This is a genomic window from Aquimarina rhabdastrellae, from assembly GCA_947387485.1.
In the GTDB taxonomy this organism is placed as follows: domain Bacteria; phylum Bacteroidota; class Bacteroidia; order Flavobacteriales; family Flavobacteriaceae; genus Aquimarina.
The window spans coordinates 51,403-72,285 of sequence record CANDNT010000006.1 but is presented as its reverse complement, the minus strand read 5'-3'; the positions used below and the strand labels follow the sequence as shown (position 1 = coordinate 72,285).

Here is a 20,883-nt window from a genome sequence, read left to right as displayed (position 1 = left end):
AAAGTATTAAAAAGGCTGTTTTTAAAAACAGCCTTTTTAACTTTATAGTATGACGCTTTTTCCTTCAAAAACACCTGCATGGATTAAATTCTTTTTTTCAAAACTCACTTGGGATTTTTATAAAAAAGATCAAAAAAAACTTTACCTCACTTTTGATGATGGTCCAATTCCTGAAATTACAGAGTTTGTTCTTGATACTTTAAAAACTCATCAAGCCAAAGCTACTTTCTTTTGTATAGGAGATAATATTAGAAAACATCCTTCTATTTTTAATAGAATTATAATTGAAGGGCATGCTATAGGAAATCATACCTTTAATCATCTAAATTGCTGGAAAACTCCTTTAAAGGATTATTTAGTTAATATAGATAAAGGACAAGAACTAATACAGAAATCTGCTTATACAAAACAAAAACTCTTTAGACCTCCTTATGGCAAGATTACCAAAAAAGTTTCTCGAATACTACAAAAGCAAGGGTATACTATTATTATGTGGGATGTGTTAGCAAAAGATTGGGAAAAGAAAATATCGCCACAACAATGTCTAAAAAACGTATTAAACAATACAGTTAACGGAAGCATCATCGTTTTACATGATAGTCACAAAGCTGCAAAGAATATGCAATATGTATTACCTAAAATATTAATGCACTATCAAAGTCTAGGTTATTCTTTTGAAGCTATTAAGCTTTAAATATATTCTTTCATTAAACCTATTAAGGTATTAGCATCTTGCTCTCCACTTTGCCTCCATACCATTTCACCTTCTTTATAAATCATTAAAGTAGGTAATCCTTTTACTCTAAGTGCTGTGGCTAATTCCTCGTTTTTATCTACATCAATTTTTATTACTTTAGCTTTATCACCCAAAGCTGCAGCAACATCTCTCAACACTGGGTGCATCGCTACAGAAGCATCATTCCACTCAGTATAAAAATCTAGTAAAACAGGTGCAGAAACACTAATTAATTCTCCAAATTTTGACATATCTAAGAGATTCCAACACAATCAAAAAAATATTTGTGTTGATTGTACTATGTAAAGATAAGATTTTCTAGCAATTATACGGGTTTTGAACCGTGTCTTAGTTCGATAATTGTAATTTCTGGCCAAATTCCCACTCGACCTGGGTAAGCGTGAAAACCAAAGCCTCTATTTACATTAATATACCTATCATTCTCACTGTACATTCCCGCCCATTGCTTATAGACATATTGTACAGGGCTCCATTTAAGAAAACCCGGGATTTCTATACCAAATTGAAATCCATGTGTATGCCCACTTAAAGTAAGATGATAATTATTTACATCATTTTTCACTTCGTGTTCCCAATGAGAAGGATCATGAGTCATTAATACTTTAAAATCTTCTTTATTAACTTGTTGAGAAGCCAATTGTAAATCTCCTGCCTTCTTAAAATTATGTCCCCAATTCTCTACTCCAAGTAAAGCGATACGTTCCTCTCCTTTTTGTAAATAGGTATGCTCATTAAGCAACAGTTTAAAATCAATTTTATCATGAATGCCTTTTATCGCACTGAAATTTGCTTCCTTTGCTTCTTCAGATTCCCAAGAAACATATTCTCCATAATCATGATTTCCTAATACAGAAAACTTTCCATGTTCTGGTGACTTAATTCTTTTAAAGATATCAATCCATGGATCCATCTCTTCTGCTTTGGTATTTACAATATCACCAGTAAACAGCAAAACATCTTTTTCTTGTTCGTTAATAAGATCTACTGCATATTTAATTTTCTCTGGATCATCAAAACTACCTGAATGTATATCGGAGATTTGAGCAATTCTAAATCCATCAAAGGCTTTGGGTAAATCCTCAAAATACAATACATGCCTAAGTACTTTGAAATTATATTTCCCTTTAAAAATACCATGTAAAAAACCAGCAAAAGGTATTGCTGCTGCTCCTAATGCTAATTGACTTAAAAATTTCCTTCTACTCGGTATATACCCATCTTTTTCTCCATTAAAGAATGTTTGAGAGATATAATTATATCCTCCTATTAGTCCTCTAACGATATCTTCTCCAAATAAGAAAACAATCAATATTAATTTAGGAACAATTGAAATCACAAACAATGCACCTGCATTTAAAGAATATTGCGTAGGTCCAACACTACGATCATAGGTATACATCACATAAATTAAATAGCTCAATACACTAATAGACCAAATAATATAAGCTGTCATTACCCACTTATTTTTGGACACCACTCTAATTGCCTGAAAGGCATACAATTCAATTATGGTATAAATCAGTATAAAAATTATCCAGCGCATGGTTTTTCTTTTTTCAAAATAGTATCACATAAGACGATTTACATTATAAATTGTTACAACAAAAGCAAATTGCAGAGATACTATTTCTATTTTATTTATTTGTAATTTTGGAAATTCACGAAAACAATACATTAATAAAGTAACCTATATTGTAATTCTTAGTTACATAAACTACATCATATCACATGTCACAAAAACGCCTATTCTTATTAGATGCTTTTGCTTTAATCTTTAGAGGATATTATGCATTGATCAAAAACCCTCGTATTACCAGTAAAGGAATGGATGTTTCGGCTATTATGGGATTCACCAATTCTTTACTAGATGTTATTCGTCGAGAAAAACCTGATTACCTTGCCGTAGCATTTGATAAAGGAGGAAGTGCTGCTCGTACAGAGGTTTTTCCAGAATACAAAGCTAATAGAGAAGAAACTCCAGAAGCTATAAAAATTGCAGTTCCATATATTCATCAAATTCTGGAAGCTATGCATATCCCTATTATCGAACAATTAGGGGTTGAAGCTGATGATTTGATCGGTACTATTGCAAAGCAAGCAGAAAAAGAAGGCTTTCAAACTTATATGGTAACTCCTGATAAGGATTATGCTCAATTGGTTTCTGATAATATTTTCATGTACAAACCTGCCCGTATGGGAAATGGTATTGAGATATGGGGTATTCCAGAGGTTCAAAAGAAATTTGAAGTTGAACGTCCAGAACAGGTTATCGATTATTTGGGAATGATGGGAGATGCTGTAGATAATATTCCTGGTTTACCCGGTGTAGGTGATAAAACTGCCAAAAAGTTTATCGCTAGCTACGGATCTATGGAAGGACTATTTGAAAATATAGACCAACTTAAAGGAAAAATGAAAGAAAAAGTAACAGCTAATCAAGAATTAGGATTACTATCTAAACAATTAGCGACAATAATGACTGATTGTGATGTTACTTTTGATGCCAATAACTATGAACTTTCTAAACCTGATCTAGAAAAGGTACAACACATCTTTGAAGAATTAGAGTTTAGACGTATGAAAGATCAATTTATTAAGCTCTTTTCTCCAGAAGCTGTTACTACAGAAAAATCAGCTCCTAAAAAGAAAACAACTACTGCTGGCGCTGGACAATTTTCTCTTTTTGATACGGGAGGAAATACCGATGATACAACTACTGTAATAAGTAGTAGAAATTCTATAGAAAAAGTTTCTCATTTCTATCAAAATGTAGTTTCATCTGGTCTTGCGTTAGACTTGTTTATAAATAACTTACTAAAACAATCTAGTGTTTGCTTTGATACAGAAACAACAGGCCTGGATGCTTTAACTGCAGAATTAGTAGGTATAGCATTTTCTTGGGAAAAAGGAAAAGGTTTTTACCTTCCTTTCTCAGAAGATAGAGCTGAAGCTCAAAAACTAATCGAACGCTTACGTCCTTTCTTTGAAGCTGATCATATTGAAAAAATTGGTCAAAACTTAAAATATGACATTAAGGTTTTAGCCAAATATGACATTCAAATAAAAGGAAAACTTTTTGATACCATGCTTGCGCATTATCTTATCAATCCAGATATGCGTCATAATATGGATATCCTTGCCGAAACGTATCTTAACTATACTCCAATCTCGATCACCGAATTGATTGGTAAAAAAGGAAAGAATCAGTTATCTATGCGCCAAGTTGCATTGGAAAAACAAACAGAATATGCTGTAGAAGATACTGATATTACTTTACAACTTAAAGAGCACTTTGCACCTGAGTTAAAAGAAGCAGATACTTTATCGTTATTTGATGATATTGAGATTCCTTTATTGCGTGTTTTGGCAGCAATGGAAATCGAAGGAATTAACCTTGATACACAATTCTTAAATGGTTTATCTGAAACTTTGGATAAAGATATTAAAGCACTAGAATCCAAAATTTATGAAGCTGCAGACGAAGAGTTTAATATCGCTTCTCCTAAACAATTAGGAGTCATCCTTTTTGAAAAACTTCAACTTGTTGATAAACCAAAAAAAACCAAGACTGGGCAATATTCAACCTCTGAAGATATTTTATCTAATCTAGCTAATGATCATCAAATTATTAGAAATGTATTAGAATATCGTGGTCTAGTTAAGCTTAAAAGTACTTATGTAGATGCTTTACCTACTCAAATCAATGCAAATACAAAAAGAGTACATACCGATTATATGCAAACTGTTGCAGCTACAGGTCGTTTAAGTTCTAACAATCCTAATTTACAAAACATACCGATAAGAACTACTAGAGGTAGAGAAATACGTAAAGCTTTTGTTCCTAGAGATGAAAATCATACGTTATTAGCTGCCGATTATTCTCAGATAGAATTAAGAATTATTGCTGCTTTAAGTCAAGAAGATCAAATGATCAATGATTTTAAAGAAGGGATAGATATTCATACTGCTACAGCTTCAAAGGTTTTTAATGTTTCTATTGAAGAGGTAACACGTGAGCAACGTAGTAATGCAAAGGCTGTAAACTTTGGTATCATCTATGGCCAAGGAGCTTTTACTCTTGCTCAACAACAAAATATTCCTAGAAAAGAAGCCAAAGCACTTATTGATACTTATTATAAAACATATCCTAAACTTAGTAGTTATATTAACGACCAAGTTAATTTTGCTAGAGATAATGGTTATGTACAAACAGTATTAGGTCGTCGTCGCTATTTAAAAGATATTAATTCTAAAAATGCTATTGTAAGAGGTGCTGCAGAACGAAATGCTGTAAATGCCCCTATTCAAGGAAGCGCTGCCGATATTATTAAAATCGCAATGATTAATATCTATGACAAACTTGAAGAAGGTAATTATAAAACCAAAATGTTATTACAGGTTCATGATGAATTGGTCTTTGATGTTTATTTACCAGAACTCGAAGACATAAAAACGTTAATCAAACATGAAATGGAAAATGCTTTTAAGCTTGACGTTCCTCTTGATGTAGAATTAGGTCTAGGTCAAAACTGGCTAGAAGCACATTAATATATAAAGAGCGCTCGTATGAGCGCTCTTCTTTTTTAGCAATCTCCAACGTTCAATTATAAAACAAATCGATACGTTGCCTTTATCAAAAAGATATTTTCTGGTTGTTGTTTTAAAATTTGATTATCAAGATTTCTAAACAAATTATTATTAACATCTCCTAATCCTGTGGTCCCTTGTGACCAAACAAAAAACAATTCTGATCCTGGTATATATTCCCATCGCACGACCAAATTTGATCTAAATTGTACAAAAGAAAAATCTGGATTCTCTATATTATAATCAATTGTGCCATCACGATCATCATCTATTTGATAGGCATTTTGTGACTCATCAAAGCTTATTTGTTCTCCATCATATAATGCAAATCGATCATTCAAATCATCTGCTATAGGATTTGTTATATAATTAAATCGATTGTATTTCCCTCTAGAAACAAAAGGTTCTCCATAATACTGTATCGATAAATTAGGATTAATAGTATAATTAATACGTAAAGCAGTACTCAATGTTTGCCTAGCTATATTTGCTGTAATATATCGTGTGTTGTCACCAAAACTTTGAGTGGTCACATATTGCGTTTTACTAGGGTTTCTAGAATATCTAGGACTCAATCTTATTTGCAAAGCATTAATGGGTTGGTACGATATTCCTCCTGAAATTTCAAAAAACGAAAAATGATTTTGTTTCCCTTGCGCAAATACGACTTCTCCTCCAAAACTCATTTTTTTACGTTGATCACTATTAACATATGTATAGTTGATTATTTCATCAGAAAATCTGAAACGTGGACCTCCTCTTAATGTTGTGTTAGAAAAAATTCTAGGCTTATATAAAAACCCTGTCCCTATTCCCCAATTACTTTTAGTTTCTATATCACCTCTCAACTCATACTGAATCCTATTAAAGTTTCCTTCGAAATCAAAATTTGAAAACTGATTGACTCTAATCTGTCCAAAACGAAAATTACCAAAAGGTTTGGTTATACGATATCTTAAATTCACATATTGCCTAATGTCATCTGCTTGTCTTAAAAAACCTATATCGTTTAACTCTAATTCTGGAGAATACCAATATCCTCCTATATCATACGTAAATTTACCTGCAGCCTTACCAAATCCAAATTTTCCTCCAGTACCCATTAAAGAAGTTTTATTGTCATCTACATCCACATGAGAAGCATCTACTCTTTGAAATAAATGTGTAATAGATTCTTGTGTATTTTTAATCGCAGTTGCACTCCCCTCAACATTACTTAATACAAGATTTCCATAGATATAATATTCTCGGTTTTTCCAATTATGTCTAAAATCTACTCCCCCTGTATATGCTGATTTTCTCAAGAAATTAAGTTCGTCTCCAAGATTTCTATTGGTTGCTGTAAAAATCCCTCCTATAAAAGTATTTCGATCATTAAAATCCTTTTGAACTCTCCCTACAAAATAGTTAGTCAATGGTTCCACTAATTCTTCTCTTCGCTCTCCATTATTATCAACTTCGGCATACTCATTGGCTGTTATAGATTCTAAAACACCAATAGACCATCCATTTTTTGTTTTACCACTAAATTTTGCAGCTCCCAATATCGTAGTATTATCTGGCTGATCAACAAATTCGCCTGCACCAAGACTTACACTACCTTGTGGATTACGTCCAATTCTTCTAGAATAAAAAACATTATCCTGCCCTCCAGCAAAACGATAATCAAATATGTTTTTATTTTCTACAAAAAAGGGTCTTTGCTCTCTAAAGAATATCTGAAAACCATCTAAAGCCAAAGCAGCAGGATCAGCTTCAACTTGTCCAAAATCAGGATTAACAGTAAGATCAAGTGTAAGATCATTGGTAATCCCAATCTTAGCGTCTAATCCTCCCGTAAGCTTTACATCACTCCCATCTCTAAATGGATTCCCTTCTTCTTCAGGATAACTATCTAACTGGGTCACCATATATGGCTGAATTTCTAATTGCTTTTGCGAAATCAATCCATTAATTCCTCTTAATTCTCCAAAATTACTCACCCATCCTGCAGCTTCTCTTGAGACACGTTGCCAAACAGAACGCTCTGCCTTTCTAAAAAACCGACGTGTAACTTGTAATCCCCATACTTGTTCTTTTTCTTTTCCAAATCGCAATTGACTAAAGGGAATTTTCATCTCAGCTATCCATCCATTATCTACTATTTGTGTTTTGGCATACCAAATAGGATTCCAACTTCCATCCCAATTATTACCATTATCAGATATAAACTCATCTCCTTTTACACCTGCTGCCGTTATATTAAAAGAAAAAGCGGTACGCTTATCATTATAACTATCAAAATTAAATTCTATCCAATCCCCCTCAAACCCATCCCTACGAGATAATCGCTTAACAATCTTTTCAGGCTCTTTATCAAAACACTCGACCGCTATATATAGGTATTTATCATCATAAATAATTTTAAATCTTGTTTGTTCGCTTGGAGCCGTATTTTCATCTGGTTGGTTTTCTATAAAATCACCAGTCCAATCAACCACATCCCAAACCTTTTCATCTATCTCTCCATCAATTATTGGTATTGTAGCTGTAGTAATCCTATTCATAGTATAACTCCGTCTAGGAATACTATCCGTTTTTTGCCCATAAACATTGACATATAAAATACATATCAGTATTTTTAACATTAAAAATTGACACCTCATATTATTATTTCATAACTATAATTACTGTTGTAAAGACAATGCATTTTTTGACATGGCACACTAAAACTTTTTTTTAGTAAATAATTAACACTCACCAAATCAAGAAACACTAGTAAGAATGCTAATTCTGTAGTTAAAAAAGTAATCTATCTGAGAATCAGTTATTCGCGAATAATAAAATAATAATCTCTATAGTTTGTCATATAAATATATAATCGTACATTTGCACCCCTGTTTTATGCAGGAAAAGGAATGTTTAATAAGTAAAATTAATTAGTGTGGACACATTAAGCTACAAAACAGCATCTGCAAATAAAGCGACTGTAACCAAAGAATGGATACATATCGATGCTGAAGGACAGACTTTAGGTCGTCTATCATCTGTAGTAGCTACGCTACTAAGAGGTAAACGCAAACCTAACTACACACCACACGTTGATTGCGGTGATAATGTAATCATTACAAACGCAGAAAAAATCAACTTATCTGGTAAAAAGTGGAACGAAAAACAATACATTCGTCACACAGGCTACCCAGGTGGACAAAGAAGTCTTACTGCTCAGGAATTATTTGATAAAGGTCCAGAGCGTTTAATCGAGAAAGCGGTAAAAGGTATGTTACCTAAGAACAAATTAGGAGCTGCATTATTCCGTAATTTAAAGGTTTATACAGGTGCAGAGCACGGACACGAAGCTCAACAACCTAAAACTATTAACTTAAACGAATTTAAATAATGGAAGTTATTCACAAAATTGGTCGTAGAAAAACGGCTGTAGCTCGAATTTATTTAAAAGAAGGTTCAGGTAACATTACGATCAACAAAAAAGGTCTTAATGATTACTTTTCTACTGCTACTTTACAGTACAAAGTAAACCAACCTCTTGCTTTAACTAGCAACGAAGACAAATACGATATCAAAGTAAATGTTTACGGAGGTGGAATCACTGGTCAAGCAGAAGCTATTCGTTTAGCAATTTCTAGAGCAGTTTGCGAACTAGATCAAGAAAACAGAGCTATCTTAAAACCAGAAGGTTTATTAACTAGAGATGCAAGAATGGTAGAGCGTAAGAAATTCGGTCAGAAGAAAGCTCGTAAGAAATTCCAATTCTCAAAACGTTAATGGTATCCGATTTTTTCGGAAACTTAATTTTAAAAAAAGTATTTGTTGTTATCTGCTTCAAGCAGAAATTAGTTTAGCATCTAAATGTTTAAGGCCATACAGATTTGTAGCCACTTAAACATTGCTAAGTAAAGTCAACAGAACGTAAACTATTACAGAAATGGCAAACAATATCGAAGTAAAAGAATTACTTGATGCAGGTGTACACTTTGGACACTTGACAAGAAGATGGGATCCTAACATGGCACCGTATATTTATATGGAGCGTAACGGAATCCACATCATCAACTTATATAAAACTGCTGCAAAAATTAGCGAAGCTAGCGAAGCTTTAAAGAAAATCGCTGCATCAGGAAGAAAAATCCTTTTCGTAGCTACTAAAAAGCAAGCAAAAGAAATCGTTGCTGAAAAAGCTAGTAAAGCAAATCAACCATATATTACTGAAAGATGGCCAGGTGGTATGCTTACCAACTTTGTTACTATCCGTAAAGCTGTTAAGAAAATGGCTGCTATTGATAGAATGAAGAAAGATGGTACTTTCAATACATTATCTAAAAAAGAACGTCTACAAGTAGATCGTTTAAGAGCTAAATTAGAGAAGAACTTAGGTTCTATCTCTGATATGACTCGTCTTCCTGGAGCATTATTTGTAGTTGATATCACTCGTGAGCACATCGCGATTAAAGAAGCTCAAAAATTAAACATTCCTATCTTTGCAATGGTAGATACTAACTCTGACCCACGTCAAGTTGATTATGTTATCCCTGCAAATGATGATGCTTCTAAGTCAATCGACAAAGTGATGACTTATGTAACAGATGCTGTGATCGAAGGATTAAATGAGAGAAAAGCGGCTAAAGAAGCTCCTAAAAAAGAGGCAGCTCCTAAAGCAGCAGAGAAAGCAGCTCCAGCAACTCAAGAAGAAGAATAAAAAATTTAACCATAAGGTAAAATTTACGAGTCGTTTAGTTCTTTACTTTGCAGTGAGCACTAAACGATTCATTTTTTTTAAAAAACCATTAAACTATTTAAAGACATGGCAAAGATTACAGCCGCAGAAGTAAATAAATTAAGAAAAGCTACCGGTGCTGGTATGATGGATTGTAAAAAAGCACTAGTAGAAGCTGAAGGAGATTTTGACAAAGCAATCGAAATCCTTAGAAAAAAAGGTCAAAAAATCGCAGCTAAAAGAGCAGATAGAGATTCATCTGAAGGAGCTGTTATAGCAAAAGTAAATGCTGAAGCTAATAAAGGTGTTGTAGTTTCTTTAAACTGTGAAACTGATTTTGTTGCTAAAAATGATTCTTTCGTTGCGTTAGCTCAAGATTTAGCTAGTTTAGCTTTAACTATCAGTACTAAAGAAGAATTACTTGCTTCAGATTTTAATGGTATCACTGTTCAAGATAAATTAATTGAGCAAACTGGTGTTATCGGTGAAAAAATCGAAATCGGTGATTTTAGAGTTTTAGAAGCTCCTTTCGTAGGTTCTTATATCCACGCTGGTAATAAAATTGGTGTTTTAACTGGTCTTTCTGCAAGTGGTGATAACGCTGCTGCAGTAGCAAAAGATGTTGCTATGCAAGCTGCTGCTATGAACCCTGTAGCGCTTAACGAAGATGGTGTTGATCAATCTGTAATCGATAAAGAAATCGAAATCGCAAAAGATCAATTACGTCAAGAAGGTAAGCCAGAAGCAATGTTAGATAATATCGCAAAAGGTAAGATTAAGCGTTTCTTTAAAGATAACACTTTAGTAAACCAAGCATTTATCAAAGATAGCAAGCAAAGCGTTGCTGATTACGTAAAAACATTAGGAAATGATGTTACTGTTGTAGCTTTTGAAAGAGTTGCTTTAGGATAATCATTCTTTTAATATAGTATCAAAAGGAGATCTTTTAAAAGATCTCCTTTTTTTATGCCATAACATAAAAAAACCATCTCGATTTAATATCAAGATGGTTTAATTTATATCAATCTTATAAGTTTTTTAAATATTCAAAAGCAATAACTATCTAACTTGTGCTTAAGCACTCCCCTTTTTAATTAGTTCCCCAACTAACCTGAAAAAATCACATTTTTTCGTAAAAAATATTACTTCTTTAAAAAATCTTAATTACAATTGATCGTTTTGTTTTCCGGCTGGCAAACGTATAACATATTTTAAATATACACAACATATTATTCATATAAATCCTTACTTATTTCACTAGATAATAAGTAGTTCTCTAAATATCCTAGTTAGTATATAGAATAATTGATTATTTTGCTTTTTTGTCCTAGTTTTTTATCCCAAAACCATATCAATTTTCATCATTTTATATCAAAAAAAAAATTATTTAAAAAAACTCTTTAAATCAATTCCTTATTTTTTTCTTAAGATACACCTTGTTCATCTTCAAAATTATACTAGGCTTTACGCGCTAAAACATTCCTTAAATTAAGAATATGATTATATTTGCACTATTCAGGAAAACCATACTATGAAATACAAAAGAATATTACTTAAGCTATCAGGAGAAGCATTGATGGGATCACGTCAATACGGTATTGACCCTGATCGTTTAGCAGAGTATGCTCAAGAAATAAAAAAAATCACTGACAAAGGCGTTCAAGTTGCCATTGTTATAGGAGGAGGTAACATTTTTAGAGGTGTTGCTGGTGCAAGTAAAGGAATGGATAGAGTACAAGGTGATCATATGGGAATGCTCGCTACAGTAATTAACGGTTTAGCGTTACAAAGTGCTCTTGAAGATCACGATATTCCTACTCGTCTTCAATCTGCAGTAAAGATTAATGAAGTTGCAGAGCCTTTTATTAGACGAAGAGCTATGAGACACCTTGAAAAGGGTCGTGTAGTTATTTTTGGAGGAGGAACTGGTAATCCATATTTCACTACAGATTCTGCAGCTGTATTAAGAGCAATAGAGATCGATGCCGAAGTGATTTTAAAAGGGACTAGAGTTGATGGTATTTATACAGATGATCCAGAGAAAAATGCAGACGCAACAAAGTTTGATTATATAACTTTTGATGATGTACTAAGCAAAGGGTTAAAAGTAATGGATACTACAGCTTTTACTTTAAGCCAAGAAAACGAATTACCTATTATCGTTTTTGATATGAATAAAAGCGGAAATTTATTAAAAGTTGTTTCTGGAGAAAATATCGGAACCAAAGTAAATCTATAAACATTAATACTATTGGATATCTTCAGGATATTCAAAAAAATATCTTTACGATGACTGAAGAAGTAAATTTTATACTAGATTCTACAAAAGAATCCATGCAAGATGCATTAGCTCATCTTGACAAAAAATTCGCTAACATTAGAGCAGGAAAAGCTTCACCAGCCATGTTAGGTGGTGTTATGGTGGAGTATTATGGTTCTCCTACTCCTCTTAACCAAGTAGGAAATGTAAATACTCCTGATGCTAGAACGATTGCTATTCAGCCTTTTGAAAAATCTTTAATTCCTGAAATTGAAAAAGGAATCATGCTTGCTAATTTAGGATTCAACCCTATGAATAATGGTGAGAGTGTAATTATCAACGTTCCTCCTTTAACTGAAGAACGTCGTAAAGATTTAGTTAAGCAAGCTAAAACCGAAGCCGAAAATGCAAAAATAGGTATTCGTAATGATCGTAAAAATGCTAATAACGAAATCAAAAAGCTTGAAAAAGAAGGTCTTTCTGAAGATTTAGCAAAAAATACAGAGATCGATATTCAGCAATTAACAGATGGATATATCAAGAAAGTTGATGAAGCCTTTGCTGTTAAAGAAAAAGAGATTATGACCGTATAATACGCATAAAAAACTTTTATAGTTTAACTATCAAAAAAGCACCTCTTGTTAATCATAGGTGCTTTTTTGTATATTCGCCTATAAACTACTTTTAATAATGCGAAACCTTATTCTTTTTTTATGCTTATTTTCATTTTCTATAGCATATTCTCAAATTACCATTACAGGTAAGGTTATCGATAAAAGCTCAAATACTTCTTTACCGTTTACAACGATCAAGTATAATAAAGAATATGCTTTATCAGATATGAATGGTGATTTTGTACTCACTATTCCAAATCAACAATCTACTTCTATAACTTTTAGTTATTTAGGATATTCTAGTACTACCATTACTACCGCTCTTAAATCACAGAAAAATATACAGGTCTTTCTTTCTCCTAAACAAGAGAACCTTGATGCTGTAAATATACAAGCAGCAGAAAACAGTGCTAAAACGCTTATTCAAAAAGCAATTGCAAAAAAAACAGCAAATGACCCGCATAGTTCTTTAAAAAGTTATAGTTATAAAAGTTATAATAAATTTAAAATTACTGAAGAGAACACTGTTGCTTTAGAAACTCAAGATACTGCAGATGCCGATATCGAATCTATTTTTAATGAAGCTCATTCTTTTTTATCCGAAAAAATTAGCGAACATAAATTTCAAGCTAAAAAAGGAGAGCAAGAAACTGTACTAGCCTCTCAAATGACAGGGTTTGATCATCCTATATATGATGTTCTAGGGATTACTATTCAATCTAATACTGTGTATCAAAAAGATTATGTAATTTTTGATAATCAATATATTGGGCCTTTGTCAAAAAAAGCTTTGCAAAATTATTATTACAAAGTCCTTGATACTACAACTACGCAAAGACCCGCTTATGTTGTTTTATTTCAACCTAGAAAATCAAAAGCTTTCGCTCGGTTAGAGGGTGTACTCTATCTTGACACAGAAACTTTGGCCGTACAAAAAGCAAAAATCGAGCTTAAAGGAGAATTAAATATAACTGCTCATCATAATTTCACATATTACCCAAAAGAAAATACTTGGTTTCCTAAAAATCATGAAATTATTATACGACCTGGTTTAGGGAAACAGAAAGTTGCCTTGTTTGGAGGTAGTATTTCTGTAGGGAGACTTAGTAAAAATAAAAAGCAACCTTCAAAAAATGATGAGTTCCTTATTTCAAAAACAGATTATTTTGATATAGAATTAAACGCTCCTGTTTCTTTAAGAAAAAGTAATGTTGCCATTCAAATTCATCCTGATGCCAATAATAAATCTCCAAATTTTTGGAAAAAGTATAGAACAACTGCCATCACCGAAAAGGATTTAAAAACATTTCCTGTTATAGATAGTATTGTTGATGCTCAAAATATAGAAAGACGTATTAATGTTATTCAACATTTTAATGTAGGTTATTATCCTGTAAGCTTTTTTGATTTTGATTTAAGATATCCTATCAAATACAATAACTATGAAGGTTTGAGATTAGGTCTAGGTGGGCTAACTAACGAAAAGCTATCAAAACGATTTAGATTAGAAGGGTATACTGTTTATGGATTTAAAGATGCTAAATTTAAATATAGTGCTGGAGCTGGTGTTTTACTAAACAAAAATACAGGTACTTGGTTTAATATAAACTACACCAAAGATCTTAATGAGGTGGGAAGTTTTAATTACCTTACCGATAAACGTGTTTATTCTCTGTTTGAACCTAGATTAGTTAACATCGATTTTTATTATAAACACCGTACTTGGAAAGCTAGCTTACAACATCGTTTAACTCCCGAGTTATTAACCGAGACACAGTTTGCAGTAAGTAACATCAATCAAACAGGAAATTATACCTATACCCTAGGTGATGTTGAATACTCATCATACAAATTAAGTGAAGCCACATTTTCTCTACGATGGAGTCCTTTTAGTAAATACTTAAAAACACCTAATAGCTTAAAAGAAATTCATGATGGTTATCCCAAAATCAGTGCACAATTTACACAGGGATTGTCTGGAGTATTCGATAGTAACTTTAGGTATTCAAAAATTGGTGTTAAAATAGAACATACGGTAAAACGATTAGATGAATCACATACCAACTTCTTGTTTGAAGCAGATTGGTCTACTGGAGATATCCCGTTAACACATTTATATCATGCCTATCCTAATAGTCCTACCAAAGAAACAGTTCTACAACGCTTTTCTGTAGCTGGACGCCGTGGATTCGAAACTATGTATTTTAGTGAATTTTTTAGTGATCGATTAGCAACTTTACAAATACGTCATAATTTACGTCCTTTTAAAATTGCTAGTTGGTTTAAACCCGAGCTGGTTTTAATCAATCGATATGCATTAGGAGATGTTCTTAATGTTCAAAATCACAATGGTGTTAATTTTAATTCACTTAATCACCTATATCAAGAATCTGGTTTTGAAATCAACAAAATTTTTGCAGGTTTTGGGTTAAGTTTTGCTTATCGTTATGGAGCGTATCACCTACCTAACTTCAGTGATAACTTGGCTTTTAAATTTACTTTCTATCTTAAACTTTAATATCGATAAAGAGTTTAATTAATTTTCTCCGTTCAGAATAGCTGAAATTACTATTTTTGCAGTCAGCACAAAACTTGGGAATGGCAAAATTATTTAGCTTTGGATTTTGGAATGCTGTAGCTGGTCTTATCTTACGTAACCGCGCAGCAATTTTTATATTAATAATTGGTATAACTGTTTTTTTAGGCTTTCAGTGGCAACATATGCGTTTTTCGTTTTCTGAAGCCAATTTATTACCAGATGATCATGAGATCAATGTAAAGTATCAAAAGTTTCTAGAAAAATTTGGTGAAGAAGGTAATTTGATCGTGATGGCGATTCAAGACAGTGCACTCTTTACTCCAAAAAAACTTAAAGCTTGGAATGATTTTAATAAATCATTTAAAAAATATGATGAGATAGATCTTGTTATTTCGCTTAACGATCTTAAAAAATTAAAAAAAGAAAATGACCCTCCTCGTTTTGAGTTGGTTCCGTTTATACAAGATAGTGTTTATACTGTAGAAAAAGCAATGCAGTATGAAAATGAACTTTTTAACAAACTTCCGTTTTATGAAGGTTTAGTTTTTAGTAAAAAATCAAAGACTATTCAAAGTGCTTTATATTTAAAAAAGGATATTGTTAATACCATTATTCGTAAAGATTTTATCGAAAAAGATTTAATCCCAGCGGTAGAAGCTTTTGAGAAAGAACATAATGTAGATATCAAAGTATCGGGTATGCCATATATCAGAACTTTGAACTCACAAAACATCATGGATGAAATAGAAATTTTCATTCTTGCTGCCTTATTTGTTACCTCTTTAATTTTCTTCCTTTTCTTTAGATCTTTTAGAGCTACTTTTATTTCTATGACAGCAGTGATTATAGGAGTAATGTGGGCTTTTGGTCTTTTAGGATTATTAAAGTATGAAATCACAGTACTTACTGCTATCATACCTCCATTGGTTATTGTTATTGGGATACCAAACTGTATTTTCCTTATCAATAAATATCAACAAGAAATTAAAAAACATGGTAATAAAGCTAAGTCTTTACAGCGTGTAATTACTAAGGTCGGTAATGCAACTTTGATGACCAATGTAACAACTGCTTCTGGTTTTGCAACTTTTGCCTTAACAGAAAGTAAGCTTTTAAAAGAATTTGGTATCGTTGCTTCTATAAACATTATAGCTTTATTTATTCTATGTTTATTGGTTATCACGATTATCTACAGTTATTTGCCTCAACCCAAAGAACGCCATTTAAAACACTTAGGTAAGCGTTGGATAGATAACTTGGTAAATTGGATGGTTCGTATGGTAAAAACTCGTAGAATCACAATTTATATTGCCTCAGTAATCATTCTTGTTGTAAGTATTATAGGTATATATACCATAAAAGTTTCTGGTAGTTTATTAGAAGATATGCCTAAAGAAGCAAACTTCTTTAAAGATATTGTCTTTTTTGAAGAAGAATTCGACGGTATTATGCCTTTAGAAATTCTTATTGATACCAAAAGAAAACAAGGTGTTTTAAAACTTTCTACTTTAAAACGCATGAATCAATTAGAAGAGTTACTTGAAGAGATTCCTGAATTATCAAAGCCTATTTCAATTGTAAATCTTGTTAAGTATTCTAAACAAGCTTATTATAATGGAAACCCAAAATATTATCAAATTCCGACTAGCCAAGAACGCAATTTTATTTTACCGTATGCAAAAAGTTTTGGTTCTGAAGCGGGTGCCATGAAAAGTTATATAGATTCTACAGGACGTTATGCAAGAATCACAACTTTTATGAAAGATATTGGTACAGAAGAAATGGAACGTATTGAAACCATGCTTGCGCCAAAACTAGAAAAGTTATTCCCTAAAGATCGTTATGAAGTTTCATTTACAGGAAAAGCTTTAATTTTTCAAAAAGGAACTAATTATCTAGTGAATAACTTGGTCTTATCCTTATCGTTAGCCATAATTCTTATTGCTGTTTTTATGGCGTGGATGTTCCGATCTACAAAAATGATTGTTATTTCTTTAATACCTAACCTACTCCCATTATTGATGACAGCTGGTTTAATGGGATTCTTAGGAGTACCTATAAAACCTTCGACTATATTAGTATTTAGTATTGCATTTGGTATTTCTGTTGATGATACCATCCATTTCCTTGCTAAATATCGACAAGAGTTAAAAGCTAATAACTGGAAAATACGAAAATCTGTTTATGCTGCATTGAGAGAAACAGGAATTAGTATGTTCTATACTTCTACTGTACTATTCTTTGGATTCTCTGTATTTATGATCTCAAGTTTTGGAGGTACAAAGGCTTTAGGAGGTTTAGTTTCTGCAACTTTATTATTTGCAATGTTGGCTAATCTTTTATTATTACCAGCTTTATTATTATCACTAGAAAGAAGTATAGCAAATAAACGAACGTTAAAAGAACCTAAGCTTAGAATAATACCAAGTGAAGAAGAATTACCAAAAAGTGATTAACCTTTCTTAAATCACTTAAAAATAACTCAAGAGGCTTATGATTTATAAGTCTCTTTTTTTATTTCAAGAAATGAATCCTAAAAGTTGTATGAAATATATTTATGAATTTAGATTTTTTTACTCAAAAACTCATTAACTAATTCTTCTTTCATTTTACATTATGACTTTTTAATTTTACACTTCAAATTCATCTCTCGTCACTAATTACATTTCACCTGTAAAAAAATCACTAAGCGAACGAACTCTATAACTAAAACTCTTTTTCTGTGCTATAATTCCCAATATAATAGGTTTTTAAAAAGAAAAAGCCCCGCTAATTCTAGCGGGACCTTTGTAAGATAGATTACCCCAAAACCTATCGAACTAAACTTAACGTAAACACAATCGTCATAATTGCATATGCAATATAGGAAGGCTTTTTGGATTTTGAAATAGTTAGAACGGGGGAAATACCCCCTTTTTCCAAAAAAGTAAAAAGTTTGTGCTTAAACCGTAGTTTTTGGACTACAAAATATTTTTCAAATAACTGTTTTTCAAATAGTTAGTAAAAAATACATTTCCTAAAAAAAAGTAAAAAAAAAAGCTAAAACCACTGTTTTTTCATAAAATTCCCCCATCAATTACGGTTTTTCTGTAGAATCGACTTTTCAAAAAAGGTCATATTTTACACTTTGGTCAAAAAAAATATTAATTCTCAATATTCTTTTTATGCCTTCTACTAATATTTTGAAGACAGGAATACCGTAGCAATTAGACAAAAAAATTATCTTTGCCACGTTATAACAATCTTTATTATAGATTTTTTAATAAAAACTACATTTTGAAGGTGTAGTAAACTTGATTTATCCGTGAATTAAAAAGAATCAATTCTAAATTCATGGATATAGATGTAATATAATTTAATTAACCAAAATCCAAACTTGTGAAACACTCTAAAATAATAGAAGTATTACAAAGTGAAAAGTTCTTACAACCAGTGACGGTAAAAGGATGGGTTCGTTCTTTTAGAAACGATCGTTTTATTGCACTTAACGATGGTTCTACTATTAATAATATACAATGTGTATTAGAAGACAATACCATTGCTGAAGATATTCGATCAAAAATTAATACTGGAGCAGCTATTGCTGTTATAGGTACACTTGTAGAAAGTCAAGGAAAAGGACAACGTGTAGAAATTCTAGTTGAAAAAATTGATATTGAAGGAGAAGCTAATCCAGAAGAAGTAAAGAAAACGATTCTTTCTCCTAAACGTCATAGTCTTGAAACATTAAGAGAGCAAGCGCACTTAAGAATTCGTACCAATACTTTTGGTGCTATTATGCGTTTACGTTCAAAACTTTCTTTTGCTGTACATGAATATTTTCAAAAGAATGATTTCTATTATGTAAATACACCTATTATTACAGGTAGTGATGCAGAAGGTGCAGGTGAAACATTTAAGATTTCTAACTTTGATTTAAATAATGTACCAAAAAACGAAGATGGTACTGTTAATTTTAAAGAAGACTTCTTTGGAAAAGAAACTAATCTTACTGTATCTGGTCAATTAGAAGGTGAAACTTATGCAATGGGATTAGGTCAAGTATATACTTTTGGACCAACCTTTAGAGCAGAAAATTCAAATACGTCACGTCACCTAGCAGAGTTCTGGATGATTGAGCCAGAGATTGCTTTTTGTGATCTTGATGGTAATATGGACGTTGCAGAAGATTTTATCAAGTATGTAATCAAGTATGCACTAGATAACTGTCAAGATGATCTAGAATTTTTAGAAAATAGATTAGTGCAAGAGGATAAACAAAAACCTCAAGCAGAACGTAGCGAAATGTTATTACGTGACAAATTAAAATTTGTTTTAGAAAACAATTTTAAACGCGTAAGTTATACTGAAGCTATCGAAATTCTTAAAAATTCTAAACCTAATAAGAAGAAGAAATTCAAATACCCAATCGAAGAATGGGGAGCAGATTTACAAAGTGAGCATGAACGTTACTTAGTAGAAAAGCATTTTAAATGCCCGGTAATCTTATTTGATTATCCAGCAGACATAAAAGCATTCTATATGCGTCTTAACGAAGATGGTAAAACGGTAAGAGCAATGGATATCCTGTTCCCAGGTATTGGAGAGATTGTAGGTGGAGCACAAAGAGAAGAACGTCTTGATGTATTAAAAGAAAAAATGGCTGCCTTAGACATAGATGAAGAAGAGTTATGGTGGTATTTAGACACTCGTCGTTTTGGGACTTGTACACATAGTGGATTCGGACTTGGTTTTGAACGTTTGGTTTTATTTGTTACTGGTATGAGTAATATCCGTGATGTAATTCCTTATCCTCGAACACCACAAAATGCCGAGTTTTAAAATAATATTTGAGTATTAATTTTTATGCTCATTAGTTAAAATCTCAGAAATCAGTTCTTGGATAATTTTATTATCTATTTCTGGTTGCTGAGATTTTTTATTTAATTGCTTGATCTTATCATGAAAAGGTATTCGTTCGGTTTCTTCTAGAATAGTTAATGCTTCTTCAAAAAAGCTTTTTAATATGGTGATAATTTGATTTTGCCTTTCATGTTCTTTTACTAGAGACAAAAACTTTTTGGTATATGCCAGAAAGATTCTAGGATATTTTAGAAACGTAAATAATGATTCGCAAAAACTTTGGAAAACCTCTTCTCTATTTTCATGAAATCTATATCTAATTTTACTACTATCTATCTCTTTAATAAGATATAATAAACTACTTTCTTTAATTAATGTATTATAGTTTGAAGAAGCGTAATAATATATCTCCATTCCCAAATTTGTATTAATAATAACAACATCATTATTAATCTGTTTTTTAAGAAAAGACCAAAATAAATCTACTGTAACCGCATTCATCAATAGTCTTCTTTTTAAAGCTATTGATCGTATATTAACCGATCGTATTTCTTTTTTTGTTGTATTCAA

General features: G+C 31.9%; 15 protein-coding genes. 11 read left to right on the top strand and 4 right to left on the bottom strand.

Annotated elements, in window-relative coordinates:
* The first annotated feature begins 49 nt into the window (after nucleotides 1-49).
* Nucleotides 50-694, top strand: a complete 645-nt coding sequence (locus ACYEKI_RS11200) for a polysaccharide deacetylase family protein (RefSeq protein ID WP_459211282.1) — start codon at nucleotides 50-52, stop codon at nucleotides 692-694.
* On the opposite strand, the gene ACYEKI_RS11195 is transcribed toward ACYEKI_RS11200, so the two are convergent.
* Nucleotides 691-987, bottom strand: a complete 297-nt coding sequence (locus tag ACYEKI_RS11195) for a thioredoxin family protein (protein WP_459211281.1) — start codon at nucleotides 985-987, stop codon at nucleotides 691-693. The two genes, ACYEKI_RS11200 and ACYEKI_RS11195, sit on opposite strands and share 4 nt — an antisense overlap.
* 74 nt (nucleotides 988-1,061) lie before the next feature.
* On the bottom strand, nucleotides 1,062-2,300 hold the full coding sequence (locus tag ACYEKI_RS11190) for a metallophosphoesterase (protein WP_459211280.1): 1,239 nt from the start codon (nucleotides 2,298-2,300) through the stop codon (nucleotides 1,062-1,064).
* 185 nt (nucleotides 2,301-2,485) lie between these two features.
* On the opposite strand from ACYEKI_RS11190, the gene polA reads away from it, so the two are divergent.
* The gene (polA, locus tag ACYEKI_RS11185; RefSeq protein ID WP_459211279.1) at nucleotides 2,486-5,305 is read left to right on the top strand and encodes a DNA polymerase I; all 2,820 of its coding nucleotides are present in this window, start codon (nucleotides 2,486-2,488) and stop codon (nucleotides 5,303-5,305) included.
* A gap of 56 nt (nucleotides 5,306-5,361) precedes the next feature.
* On the opposite strand, the gene ACYEKI_RS11180 is transcribed toward polA, so the two are convergent.
* Nucleotides 5,362-7,971: a DUF5916 domain-containing protein gene (locus tag ACYEKI_RS11180; protein WP_459211278.1), complete on the bottom strand. Its 2,610-nt coding sequence runs from the start codon at nucleotides 7,969-7,971 to the stop codon at nucleotides 5,362-5,364.
* A gap of 296 nt (nucleotides 7,972-8,267) precedes the next feature.
* On the opposite strand from ACYEKI_RS11180, the gene rplM reads away from it, so the two are divergent.
* The 9 genes from rplM (at nucleotide 8,268) to asnS (ending at nucleotide 20,292) form a co-directional block, all read left to right on the top strand.
* Entirely contained in the window at nucleotides 8,268-8,723 is a 456-nt protein-coding gene (gene rplM / locus ACYEKI_RS11175; protein ID WP_459211277.1) for a 50S ribosomal protein L13, read from the top strand.
* Nucleotides 8,723-9,109 carry a 30S ribosomal protein S9 gene (gene rpsI, locus ACYEKI_RS11170; protein WP_459211276.1) on the top strand — a complete coding sequence of 129 codons (387 nt, stop codon included), beginning with the start codon at nucleotides 8,723-8,725 and terminating at the stop codon, nucleotides 9,107-9,109. Before rplM ends, rpsI begins: the two co-directional genes overlap by 1 nt.
* Nucleotides 9,110-9,269: 160 nt before the next feature.
* Entirely contained in the window at nucleotides 9,270-10,040 is a 771-nt protein-coding gene (gene rpsB / locus ACYEKI_RS11165) for a 30S ribosomal protein S2 (RefSeq protein WP_459211275.1), read from the top strand.
* Between the two features lie 105 nt (nucleotides 10,041-10,145).
* Nucleotides 10,146-10,970, top strand: coding sequence for a translation elongation factor Ts (tsf, locus tag ACYEKI_RS11160; protein WP_459211274.1), 825 nt, complete (start codon nucleotides 10,146-10,148; stop codon nucleotides 10,968-10,970).
* Nucleotides 10,971-11,589: 619 nt separating this feature from the next.
* Nucleotides 11,590-12,297: a UMP kinase gene (pyrH, locus tag ACYEKI_RS11155; protein WP_459211273.1), complete on the top strand. Its 708-nt coding sequence runs from the start codon at nucleotides 11,590-11,592 to the stop codon at nucleotides 12,295-12,297.
* A gap of 50 nt (nucleotides 12,298-12,347) precedes the next feature.
* The gene (gene frr, locus ACYEKI_RS11150) at nucleotides 12,348-12,911 is read left to right on the top strand and encodes a ribosome recycling factor (RefSeq protein ID WP_459211272.1); all 564 of its coding nucleotides are present in this window, start codon (nucleotides 12,348-12,350) and stop codon (nucleotides 12,909-12,911) included.
* 97 nt (nucleotides 12,912-13,008) lie between these two features.
* Nucleotides 13,009-15,450, top strand: a complete 2,442-nt coding sequence (locus tag ACYEKI_RS11145; RefSeq protein WP_459211271.1) for a DUF5686 family protein — start codon at nucleotides 13,009-13,011, stop codon at nucleotides 15,448-15,450.
* 80 nt (nucleotides 15,451-15,530) lie between these two features.
* A complete protein-coding gene (locus ACYEKI_RS11140; protein ID WP_459211270.1) occupies nucleotides 15,531-17,927 on the top strand; it encodes an efflux RND transporter permease subunit in 2,397 nt (798 codons plus the stop codon).
* Between the two features lie 922 nt (nucleotides 17,928-18,849).
* Complete coding sequence (gene asnS, locus ACYEKI_RS11135) at nucleotides 18,850-20,292, top strand: asparagine--tRNA ligase (protein WP_459211269.1); 1,443 nt, start codon at nucleotides 18,850-18,852, stop codon at nucleotides 20,290-20,292.
* Nucleotides 20,293-20,307: 15 nt separating this feature from the next.
* Here the strand turns inward: asnS and ACYEKI_RS11130 are convergent, their stop codons facing one another.
* Entirely contained in the window at nucleotides 20,308-20,883 is a 576-nt protein-coding gene (locus ACYEKI_RS11130; protein WP_459211268.1) for a hypothetical protein, read from the bottom strand.